This is a genomic window from Marinifilum fragile JCM 15579 (assembly GCF_001310955.1).
In the GTDB taxonomy this organism is placed as follows: domain Bacteria; phylum Bacteroidota; class Bacteroidia; order Bacteroidales; family Marinifilaceae; genus Marinifilum; species Marinifilum fragile.
Genome location: NZ_BAZX01000027.1, coordinates 48,921 through 60,253, shown reverse-complemented (window position 1 = coordinate 60,253; position 11,333 = coordinate 48,921). Strand labels below are relative to the sequence as shown.

Below are 11,333 nucleotides of genomic sequence, written 5' to 3'. Positions count from 1 at the left end.
CACACAGTACATATTGCAGTGCGGGGTTTGGTGGTGCGCCAGCTGCGAATTGGCTTTAGTCCGATTTCCGCTTCGCTCCAATTCTCACATCGCAATTCCATATCCTTCTTACAGGAATGTTCTTCGAAATTCGCCCCGACATCATGTACCAACTGTTACGGGCAATTGATTGTTCTAACTTGTCTTTATTCTTCAAATTTATCTTTGACTTTATGTACATGAAAAACAGATTCTCCAATATTTACTGCAGGGAGTTTAAATATTAAGGTGACAATACCACTGATAGGAGAATGAAATTCTTCTATAATATTGCCCCAATAATCAGTTGTATATCCTACCAAGGTTTCTTTAACAACATATTGTCCCTCCTCAACCTTAGAGTAAAATATTCCATTTTTATTACTACTAAGCGTAGTTTCTTCGAAAAGATATAAGGGATGTTCCACTTTGAATGCTTCTCCATCCATCATTCCTATTGTGCGCATGACATTTATTACTCCTCGCCTTGCAAATTCTATTTCTTCTAATTCTATATTACCTCTATCGCTGCATTCAACTGAAATAGCTGGTATGTTATTCTTAATAGCAGCAAGTTCTGACCAATAAGTATTTAATGAATCAGGAACTAAATTATAATTATCGGGTATTAAATATTTGTTTCCCATGCATGTGCCAACATTCTTGTTTTTTTACATAGTTCGGTATTAGCATGTCCATAATAAAAGTAAATGAAATTAACCAAAGCTTCATTAAATTCACCACCATGTAAATCAATGAAATAATTACTTTTTTTTATAATCTCATTTGTTAAGGTAAAAGCAATACGTTCAGAGATGCTTCCATCTTTTTTACCAGGAAAAACTCTATTTAAGTTTTTGTTATCTACTTGACATAGATATACGTTTCTATGGCTAAAAGAAGGAATATTTGCAATATTTACAAGAATTAATGTACCTGATATTTCACCAGGCTTAATTTCATTTAACAATTGCAATGTGATAATGGGAACGTATTCAGTTCCATGTACTCCAGCAAAAAGTGTTAAAACCGGACCAGGGCTTGCTCCATTGATAATTGTTCTTGGAATAAACGTTCCTTCATCAATTCCTTTTTCAACAACTAAACTAGCTGAAACTTTTTCTCCGCTTTTTGCTTCAATTGTTCCAATGGAGAATGTTTCATTTTTTTGAGCTAAAGTTGTGGAGTGGACAAAGCTTAATAGAAATAAAACTAACAGAAACCTCTTGACAATTGTGACAAGCTTGTTTGATAAATTCACTAATAATTTCATTGTTCTGTTTTTGTTGATTGATAATGCAAGTTACGACATGAATCGCCTAAAAGTCAAGCTAAAATAACACAAACAACACCCCCTAACATCAAGTCTAAACCAAGTGGAGCATTTGGTTGTTTGTTGACTAACAATATTATATTCGTTTGAGTTTTCAACGGGTGATCATGAAGCGCAGCGGTACTCTCCATCTAAATTTTACTTGTGAACCGTTGGTGTTAATTATACAACCACCATTAAAGAAATAGTTTTACTATTTTCAATTATTTTACTGACAAGTTGTTTAGCTCTAGCTTATAGCAGGATTCTGTCCATATTAATCATACAAATAAGCTTTAGCCCAAACAATATCTCATCTATTTTGTGTATTATTAATACCGATTACTATTCAATAACGATCGGGAACGCTTTTATAGCATTTCACTTCTAATCCCAAAAATTCGGGATTGAATATGTATCGGCATTATACCAGCTCATTTTAATATTTAAATGGTATAAGACTAAAACCAAAAGTAAATACCACAGAATGGCAAGATCACACGGCTCCGACACCTCTAGTGTTCCGAAAGGAAAGATTAACCGCAGCGGATTAAGCAGCGCTTTGCGCCTGTACAAATACATCAAACCTTACCGGGGACAATATTTTTTAGGAATATTTTTCCTTTTGGGATCGAGTTTGGCAAGTTTGGCATTTCCAAAGCTGCTGGGCGATTTGGTAAATACTGGAAACAGCACCACTCTGGGACAAAGTTTGAACCAAACGGTTATCCTGATTGCCATTATTCTGGTGGTGCAAGCTACCTTTGCCTACTTTCGCATTGTACTCTTTGTAAATGTTACCGAAAAATCCTTAGCTGCCTTGCGCCAGGCCAGCTATCGCCATTTGATTAAGCTGCCCTTGCAGTTTTTCGAAAAAAGAAGGTTGGTGAACTCAACAGCAGAATATCGGCAGATGTAATCCAGTTGCAGGAAACCATGACCAGTACCCTGGCCGATTTTATTCGACAAATTATTGTAATTACAGGTGGAATCATCTTATTGGCGGTGATCTCCATCAAGCTAACCGCCTTTATGCTGATTACGCTTCCTCCTACCATGATTGCCGCGAGGTTCTTTGGGAGATTTATCCGAAAATTCTCCAAGGAAGTACAAACCAAGGTTGCCGATTCGAATACCATTATTGAAGAAACCCTGCAAGGCATACAAAGTGTAAAAGCCTTTACCAATGAGTTTCTTGAGATTGCCCGTTACAAAAAGAAAACTCTGGAAATTGCCGATTTGGGCATGACTCGTGGGAAATATCGTGGTGCTTTCTCCTCTTTCATCATTTTGGGATTGTTTGGAGCCATTGCTGCCATGGTTTGGCAGGGATCGAGATTGCTGCAGGCAGGAGAAATGGCTGCCGGAGACCTGTTTTCCTTTGTCATCTATTCTGTTTTTGTGGGGGGAACCATCAGCGGATTGGCTAACGTGTATACCAATATCCAGAAATTTATTGGAGCAACCGAAGACCTGTTTAAAATTTACGATGAAGTTCCCGAGGAAATTGAGGACATCAAGGAGATCGATGCCAAATACAAAATGAATGGCTCCATACAGCTTAAAAAGCTAAGCTTTGCCTACCCTTCCCGATTGGAACAAAAGGTTTTGAATGATATCAATTTGGAGATTAAAAGCAATCAAATGGTGGCCTTGGTTGGTCATAGTGGAGCTGGTAAAAGCACCTTGGCTTCCTTGTTTTTAATGTTGCACCAACCACCGGGCAATAGTTTGTTTTACGATGAACTCGATTGCCATGCCTATCCCTTATCGGCTTTAAGAAATCAGATTTCGCTGGTTCCACAAGACATATTTTTGTTTGGCGGCAGTATCAGGGAAAACATTGGCTACGGAAAGCCCAATGCCAGCGATCAGGAGATATTCGAAGCTGCACAAAAGGCCAATGCTTTGGAGTTTATCGATCGTTTCCCTGAAAAGTTCGATACTATTGTTGGTGAACGCGGCACGCAGCTTTCGGGTGGTCAGCGCCAAAGGATTGCCATAGCACGCGCCATCTTGAACGATCCAAAGATTTTAATTTTAGATGAAGCCACGTCCTCCTTAGATTCAGAATCGGAACTTTTGGTGCAAGAAGCTTTGGAAAAACTCATGCAAGGAAGAACTTCCATTGTGATTGCTCACCGATTATCCACCATTAGAAAGGCCGATGAAATTGTAGTATTGGAGCATGGTAGCATTGTGGAAAAGGGAACCCATGAGGAACTGATGAAGATCAGGCAAGGGAAATACAAAAAGTTGATTGAATTGCAGTATGCAACTTGATGGATACTCATTTTAAATGGGTTCTTATAAAACTGTCACCATAACATATAAAACAAGACCGAATGCCTACTCCATCCGGTCTTTTGATGGCTTCCCAACCATCACTCACACTTTACAACTACCTATTTGCTGCATACAAGATTTTCTTGTACATCAACCAAGCATTTACTGTATTCCGTTTTATGAATCGTTTTAATTTCTTTCTATATAGAAACCTACTTTTTTCATGCTCCTATTTCCTGCTTCATCCTCTACTTCGATTTGGAAGTAGTAATCTCCTACCACTGCATTTTCATCAACGCCTATGGCAAACTCCAAACAGGTCTCTTTCTTTCCGGATATAACAGGGATATCATTCCCTTTTGCATCTCGTTTTGCATTTACCATATGATTGCAGGAAAAATACCGAGCAAAGCAGAGTGAGCTATCCCCACCCTTGGTTATCTTGATTTGGAAATCCTTTAAGGCCTGATTGTCTTTTACAAGCGCATTCACAATTACCGTTTCACCTTGCATCACTCTTACCGCATCAACCGGGCTAATTAAATCGATGCTGGGCTTTATTACATCTCTAGAATGATCTGTAGAAAAAAGTGTTGTAAGCATTAGAAGTACTGCGCTAAAAAAGTGGTTCATATCGTATTTTCTATAAGAAGAATGTTGTTTGCATTATTTCTGCAATGCTCTCTTCATTTGGTAAAAAATTTTGGCAGGTCGGCTTATAGTTATATTTGCAGACTATGTTAATAATTCAATTTATAGAATAATGCCAACCTGCCCACAGACATATCATTCATGTTTTCTTAGGAGAATAGAGAAAGGGGACTTAATAGGGGTATATTCCCCTTTTCTCTAGTCTTCCACTAACTAAAATTTGTGTAAAGTTTACTTCACTGGCCATTGAGTTATTGAGAAGAGCTCCCCCCAATGAACTGGGGGAAAACTCTAGTTGTTGTTGTTATAAAAAATAATCTACTATTGCTTGGTGAAAACGGTTTCTCCATAGTATGCAAAAGATCCTGCAGATACGGTTGGAGCCCACATTCCAGTGGTAATGTTTCCATTTTCATCAATTGTACATTCGATGTTATCCTGAGGATGATAAACCACATCATTTCTGCCATCACCATTATTATCAGGAACGATTTCGAAACTCACTGCAAAACAGTCACCATACGTACTATGCACAAATAATAACTGTCCTGGAAGAATACTCATCGTTTGGTTTTCAATATCAACCGACGCAACAATGATCTTGTCGTTGATTCCCCAGAAACCTGTCATGAAAACTTTAGTATCATCATTAGGATCTGCCTGGATCACCATATTATTTCCTGAATTTGCATCATACGATCCATCAGTAAAATAGTCATCCTGAACATAGTTACCCAAGATTAGTGCTAAAGGATGCTCATCATCAGAAATGGTAATCAAACATTGTGTATCCGCTCCATCTGCCAAACCTTGGTTTATGCCAGCTGAATTAGATTTCAATTTAATCACAAACTGCTTGTCGCCATCCTTACTGTCATTGTCGATGGTCTTGATGCGAATCACATCAACAAGCTGAGTAGATGAGAAGCTCAATGTTTTTGATTCATTCATGATTTGGTAATCTACTCCTTCTTCAGCCGGAGCGTCTAATCCTTCAAGAACGATTTCATAGTCCAGAGTTACATTTTTCGGGTTAACTGTTGAAATCCTTACTGGGATTTCCAATTCATCAGTTGCATTCTCGGCTACTGAAGCAGATGCCACATTGAATGCAATGTAAGAATCATCTTCCTGAAAGTATTCAGGATCGGCATCACAGGCTCCAAAACCAATGGAAACCAGTAAGATAAAAAGCCAATATATATTTTTCATTTTATTAATTTTTTAGTATCCAGGGTTTTGAACCATATTGTCATTTGCAAAGATTTCCTCAATTGGAATTGGGAATACAAATCGATAGTCTCCCGCTTCAAGATTTACGTTTGATGCAAGTAGCGCATCCTCTTCGATACGATGAATCGATTTCTCAAATCTTCTCAAATCATAGAATCGATGTCCTTCGTAAGCCAACTCTTTTCTTCTTTCCAATAGGATTTCATCCATTGCCAATGTTTGTGAAGCAAAGCTGATATTGGTATAATCAGCAATACGATTTGCTCTTAGCATATTGATATCATCAGCTGCATTTGCAAGGTCGTTGCCTTCATTTCTTCTTGCTGAAGCTTCGGCACGAATCAAATACAATTCAGAAATACGCAACAGTTTCACATCTACAAGGTTTAATGTTCCACCTACTTTGCCTCTGTGCTTCGCAACAACATCCTTACCATCAACCTGAGTAAAATAAACGTTGAATCTTGCATCCTCAGCAGTATACTTTGACATCAGGTCAACTCCCGGATGAAAAAAGACATCACCATTACCAGAACGAGTGTAGATATCTCCCAATAAACCTTCGCCTGGAGTGGTACGAGCTCTGCGGAACAATACTTCTACATCGTCAGCAGACTCATCTGTCCAAAGACTTGCAATTTCTGAAGCATTCGCCATTCTTACAGCAGAATTATCGATCACATCGCTTGCATAAGCAATGGCATTTGCCCAGTCGTTTTGGTACAAAGCAACTCTTGCCAACAATGCTGTAGCAGCATCTTTGGTTGCACGAGTACGATCTGTAAAATCAGCAGGAAGAAGACTCTGAGCATCCTTCAAATCATTAATAATATTGGCATAAACCACCGATGCTTTATCTCTTGCAGGCTCAGCAGCTACATTTGATTCAAGTATGTAAGGAACTGCCAAAGCATCTGGAGAATAGTTGCCAGAGAACAAACGCACCAATTCAAAATGACAGTAAGCACGCATAAATTTAGCTTCTCCAACAATTCTATTTACCAATGCAGCATTTTCGTTATTCGCAGCAAATTTTTCTGCAGCTGCCAATACTCGGTTTGCACGGTCGATGGTATGAGCCATATCAACCCAAACACTCCCTGTACTTCCTTCGCTAGCTGTGAAAGTCCAGTTGTGCATTTGTACACCCTGACCTGTATTCTCGTCAGATAGTCTTAAATCATCACCTGCACGGGATGAATTCACAATAGCCCCTGAACCACCAAAAGAGGAATAAACTCCTAACATTCCTGGCTCAAGATCTTCTACATTTTCAAAGGCCTTCCCTTCGTCAATTGAGTCGGTTGGTTTCAAATCCAGCAGATCCTCACAGGAACTGGACAGAACCATTACTGCCAATAACAGGCTATAAAATATCTTGTTCATTATATTTATAATTAATCTCTAAAAATTAAAAAGCAACATCAACACCTACAGTAAAGAATCTTGAAGATGGATATTCATACTTTGCAATGTTGTCGCTATCCTCAGGATCGAAACCTGTGTAGCTGGTCCAGGTATACAAGTTTTGTCCTTGCGCATAGATTCTTACATTATCAATTACCTTTTGATTTTGAAGCAAGCTCTTAGGTAAAGTATATGCAATCATCAGGTTTCTAAATCTCAAGAATGAGGCATCCTCAATGTCTTTAGAAGAGAATTCTCTCTCGGTTCCCAAACGCTGTATTTCTGTGATATCACCCGGTTTTTGCCAGATGGTATTCATCTCTGTAGAAAGGTTGAACTGTGCAAAGTTTGGATTCTCCTGGAAGAAGCTCTGGTTGTTGAAACGCTTGTATCCATGTGCAAATGAGAAGTTTGCAGAAAGCTCAATTCCTTTGTAAGATAATTTGGTATTGAAACCACCAATGAATGGAGGCTCGCTGGTTCCGAAATCGGTAACTGCATCAGAGCTACGGTAAGTATCAGTTAGCTGTCCATCTTTTGTATAATACATTGGGTTACCTGTTGTTGGATCAACACCAGCCCATTTTACGATGTAATGCGATCCCAATGGCAATCCTACTTTCACAATAGAAGTTCCCTGTTCGAACTCATCGACCTGACCCAACGATAAGATTTCATTGTCATTATAAGAAAGGTTAGCTCCTACACTCCAGGTAAAGTCTTTGGTACGAACTACATCGGCATTGAATAGGAATTCCACACCACGGTTTCTCATTTTACCAGCATTTACGCTTTTTGAGTCGCCAGGAACACCTGCCCAAGAGCTAAGCGTTTGTACAATAAACAGATCAGAAGTGATGTCATTATAGAATTCAACAGAACCCGAAATACGATTATTAAACAAGTTGTAATCGATACCAATGTTGAATTTCTTCCCGATCTCCCATTTGATGTCTGGATCTCCTGCATGTGTCAAGCCCATTGAAGGCTGTCCATTATATGATCCTGCACCATATAGAGTTTGCGACTCATAGCTTCCGATACCTTCCTGGTTACCGGTTGTACCATAACTTGCTCTCAATTTCAGGTTATTCACCCAGCTAAGGTTGCTCATGAATGCTTCCTCAGCAACATTCCAGGTAATACCTAAAGAGTACAATACCGCATATTTGTTGTTCTTACCAAACGCCGAAGACCCATCTCTACGCAAACTTCCGTAGAATGAATATTTTGAATCGTAAGTATAATTCAGAATTGAGAAAACAGAAAATAAGTTTCTCTCCGATTTGTAACCACTTACATTTGGAATAAAGTTGTTATCAGGAGATCCCGGAGTTACAGCAGCAGGTGTTTCAGGTAATTTCCCGTTTAGTCCATAACCTGTATATCCAAAACCATCATATTTTCTTTTGATTAACTCAGAACCAACCAAAGCACCAATTACATGCTTCTCACCAATTTCAGTTTTGTAATCGGCAGTATTGGTGAAGTTCATTTCACTTCTTCGGGCAAAATTTTCACTAATAGAACCTTGCTCTCCATTGGTTACTTGTTGACCTGCATATGAATTTGGATCAAGCCAACGCTCATATGTCGTCATTCTATAGTCGATCCCAACTTGCGACTTAATGGTTAAACCTTTAATAAGGTCATATTCTAAGTGCATGGCTCCAACACCTTTGGTTTCTGCTTTGTTATTCGATGAATTCAACAAACGATCCAAAGCATTAGAACCTGTGCGACCACCACCAGTTACAATATTTCCTTTTTCATCATATGGATTTTCATATGGATTTGCCAGGTAAGCTGCAGCAAATGGATTAGCCAAAGCGATTCCACCTTCCGACTCAATCATACTTGAAGTTGTGTAACCCATAGAAGTTGACAATCCGAAACGCAACTTGTCATTAATCTTATGATCCAGGTTCATACGTCCAGCCGTTCTTTCCAAATCGGAGCGAATGGCTTGTCCTTCCTGCTCAAAACGCTGTAAAGCAAAATAGAATTTGGTTTTATCGTTACCGCCAGACATGTTAATCTCGTGACTTTGTGTTTGCCCAGTACGAGTAAATACATCTCTCCAGTCAGTGTTGGTATTTCTTAGGCGATTCAATTCTCCTTCATTGGCAGCCAACTGAGCTTCAGACAAACCAGCATTGGCTGGATTCAAAGGAGACAATCTCCATCCTTCCCCTCTCATGGCCATTTCTTCAAATGCCAACTTCTCGGTTGAATTCATCATGTCGAACTTATCACGAGTTCTGCTGGTCCAACCATTTTGAAAGCGATAGTTAAACTTGGTCTCACCTGCCTTACCACGCTTGGTTGTAATCAATATTACCCCATTTGATGCACGAGAACCATAAATTGATGATGCAGAAGCATCCTTCAAAACAGAAATCGATTCAAAATCGTTCACATTTAAAGATGCAAATACTGAAGGCTCAATAGGCACACCATCCATTACATACAATGGAGAATTATTACCGGTAATAGATGCATTACCACGAATACGCACCTTTGTATCTCCCGATCCTGGCTGACCAGAACCAGAACTAATATAAACCCCAGTGGTTTTACCCTGCAAAGCCTGATCGAAAGTTGCCATTGGCACTTGCTCCAATTCGGATGACTGTACCGATGTTACAGCACCTTTCAAACCTACCTTACCTTTAGAACCATAAGCTGTTACAACAACTTCGTCCATACCAATGGTTTCTGCTTCCATTTCTACATTTACAAGAGTTCTTGCACCAATGGCAATTTCCTGCATTTTCATCCCTACAAAAGAGAATACCAATACATCCTTGCTGTTTGCCTGAATGGAATAATCACCTTCAATAGTGGTTACCGTACCTACCGTTGTACCTTTTATTACAACAGATACGCCGGGGATTCCAAGTCCATCCTCCTTACTGGTAACCTTACCAGTAATTTGTTTGGCTTGCGCGACTACCATCTGCACTCCCAACACAAAGAAGAGTACCGACAGTCCAATGATTTTTTTCATAGAAAACTTTTTAAATTAGTAATTGAGACAATTAGTTTAGTATTTCTCATTCCCATATCTTATTCTCTTTTCGCCTGAAAAGAGAAGCTATAAGGCTTTTTAAAATTGAAATCCAATCAAGTAATCCTTATACATTATTTTGAATTCCACTTCATCAGTTACATTGCCCGAGACAAGTATTCTCTTGTATCTTTTCCCCTTCTAATCCTCTCCATTTTTCGAGCTGCACAAGGATAAATCTTCCTACTTTTATTCTTAAAAAAACAGCCCTATCATAACTCCTACACGAAAGGCTTTTAGCCATATATTTATTACTACTCCCATGTTTCTTCAGCATATCAACACCACTACAAGCAGGGCTTTTATATCTGGTTTTATGCCACTTATAATCTGACCAACTCTTAATGTGAGTTTTTTAAAAAGAAGTACAGAATGTTTCCATTTGAAGAAATCTTCCATTACATTATCTCAAAATCAACAAGGCAATGAGAAATAGAAAAGGGATTTTCACTTTGGAAAATCCCTTTCTCTTATTCTTCAATTTTGGAAGCTAAGGTTCAACTTCGAATATGGAGCGCAAATCGTATACAGCTTTAAAATAATTAGGAGAACCGTACTTTTGTTCTCCATGGAGTAATCTACTAATGATCCTCGATTTGCTCTATAAAATCCCAATCTTTTCTGAATTGAGTTCAGTTGTCATTAATTAACACTTCCAATTTAGCGCATAAAAACGCTCTTAACTGAAAATCAGACAATCTAAATGAGGAAATTAAGCTCAAAAAAAAGGGATCTACTTTGCAGCAGACCCCCCATTTTCGCATATCAATTTCCAATTAAGGACGGGAAATTTCCAATTGTAATGTTTCTTCACTTCCGTTACCGGATTGATCTTTCACCGATAAAGTGAAAGTATAGAAACCGGCACGAGCATTATCAGCTATACCTATATCAAAGCTCAATTCTATAGATTTCATCCCCTTTATTACAGGTAGTGAATTTCCATAAGCATCCGTATCGGTATAAGAGTTAAAAGAAAACTCCTCTACATTTTTAACAGACTTTGTGCCTCCAGCAGAAATGGTAAGTACATATTCTTCCAATCCGAAATCATCTGACAGGCTGGCATTAACTTTCAATACACTACCTGGCAAGATACTAGTAGTTTCTGTTGGACTATTTAGTGTGATACTTGGTTTTGTTCCATCAACCGGATCATCTCCACCACTACTACATGCAAACAGGACTAAGCCTATAAGTAAGCAAATGGTATGATTTACTATTTTCATTTGTTTTGTTTTTAGTTATTAGTACCATATAATTCAGAATTACTTACTACGTTCATGCTTCTCAAATGAGGAACTCCTCCGCTCTTAAAAAAAGCTACGAATCACCAGTTGAAAGTAATTCATGAAT

At 38.6% G+C, this 11,333-nt stretch carries 8 protein-coding genes and 1 pseudogene; 2 read left to right on the top strand and 7 right to left on the bottom strand.

Annotated elements, in window-relative coordinates; all coding sequences use genetic code 11:
- Window positions 1-185: 185 nt before the first annotated feature.
- Together JCM15579_RS22040 and JCM15579_RS22035 are read right to left on the bottom strand one after the other, a co-directional pair.
- Window positions 186-665 (bottom strand): succinylglutamate desuccinylase/aspartoacylase family protein, encoded by a 480-nt coding sequence (locus JCM15579_RS22040; protein WP_054721659.1) that lies wholly within the window; start codon window positions 663-665, stop codon window positions 186-188.
- On the bottom strand, window positions 647-1,291 hold the full coding sequence (locus JCM15579_RS22035) for a M14 family metallopeptidase (protein ID WP_054721657.1): 645 nt from the start codon (window positions 1,289-1,291) through the stop codon (window positions 647-649). The genes JCM15579_RS22040 and JCM15579_RS22035 overlap by 19 nt, the downstream gene beginning before the upstream one ends.
- 526 nt (window positions 1,292-1,817) lie before the next feature.
- Here JCM15579_RS22035 and JCM15579_RS22340 point away from each other — a divergent pair.
- Window positions 1,818-2,677, top strand: a pseudogene (locus tag JCM15579_RS22340) (ABC transporter transmembrane domain-containing protein); the annotation flags it as partial.
- A gap of 9 nt (window positions 2,678-2,686) precedes the next feature.
- Window positions 2,687-3,613, top strand: a complete 927-nt coding sequence (locus JCM15579_RS16135) for an ABC transporter ATP-binding protein (RefSeq protein ID WP_373280241.1) — start codon at window positions 2,687-2,689, stop codon at window positions 3,611-3,613.
- A gap of 192 nt (window positions 3,614-3,805) precedes the next feature.
- On the opposite strand, the gene JCM15579_RS16130 is transcribed toward JCM15579_RS16135, so the two are convergent.
- From JCM15579_RS16130 to JCM15579_RS16105, 5 genes are all read right to left on the bottom strand, one after another.
- Window positions 3,806-4,249, bottom strand: a complete 444-nt coding sequence (locus JCM15579_RS16130; RefSeq protein WP_054721653.1) for a DUF4625 domain-containing protein — start codon at window positions 4,247-4,249, stop codon at window positions 3,806-3,808.
- Between the two features lie 339 nt (window positions 4,250-4,588).
- On the bottom strand, window positions 4,589-5,479 hold the full coding sequence (locus JCM15579_RS16125; RefSeq protein WP_054721651.1) for a Calx-beta domain-containing protein: 891 nt from the start codon (window positions 5,477-5,479) through the stop codon (window positions 4,589-4,591).
- A 12-nt stretch (window positions 5,480-5,491) separates the two neighbouring features.
- A complete protein-coding gene (locus JCM15579_RS16120; protein ID WP_054721649.1) occupies window positions 5,492-6,886 on the bottom strand; it encodes a RagB/SusD family nutrient uptake outer membrane protein in 1,395 nt (464 codons plus the stop codon).
- A gap of 25 nt (window positions 6,887-6,911) precedes the next feature.
- Window positions 6,912-9,917, bottom strand: coding sequence for a SusC/RagA family TonB-linked outer membrane protein (locus JCM15579_RS16115; RefSeq protein WP_054721647.1), 3,006 nt, complete (start codon window positions 9,915-9,917; stop codon window positions 6,912-6,914).
- A gap of 836 nt (window positions 9,918-10,753) precedes the next feature.
- Window positions 10,754-11,206: a DUF4625 domain-containing protein gene (locus JCM15579_RS16105; protein ID WP_054721643.1), complete on the bottom strand. Its 453-nt coding sequence runs from the start codon at window positions 11,204-11,206 to the stop codon at window positions 10,754-10,756.
- Between the last annotated feature and the right edge of the window lie 127 nt (window positions 11,207-11,333).

Coding starts and splice junctions, on each gene's coding strand:
- JCM15579_RS16120 (WP_054721649.1), bottom strand. CDS start 6,886: ATGAACAAGATATTTTATAGCCTGTTATTGGCAGTAATGGTTCTGTCC.
- JCM15579_RS22040 (WP_054721659.1), bottom strand. CDS start 665: ATGGGAAACAAATATTTAATACCCGATAATTATAATTTAGTTCCTGAT.
- JCM15579_RS22035 (WP_054721657.1), bottom strand. CDS start 1,291: ATGAAATTATTAGTGAATTTATCAAACAAGCTTGTCACAATTGTCAAG.
- JCM15579_RS16105 (WP_054721643.1), bottom strand. CDS start 11,206: ATGAAAATAGTAAATCATACCATTTGCTTACTTATAGGCTTAGTCCTG.
- JCM15579_RS16130 (WP_054721653.1), bottom strand. CDS start 4,249: ATGAACCACTTTTTTAGCGCAGTACTTCTAATGCTTACAACACTTTTT.
- JCM15579_RS16135 (WP_373280241.1), top strand. CDS start 2,687: ATGGCTGCCGGAGACCTGTTTTCCTTTGTCATCTATTCTGTTTTTGTG.
- JCM15579_RS16125 (WP_054721651.1), bottom strand. CDS start 5,479: ATGAAAAATATATATTGGCTTTTTATCTTACTGGTTTCCATTGGTTTT.
- JCM15579_RS16115 (WP_054721647.1), bottom strand. CDS start 9,917: ATGAAAAAAATCATTGGACTGTCGGTACTCTTCTTTGTGTTGGGAGTG.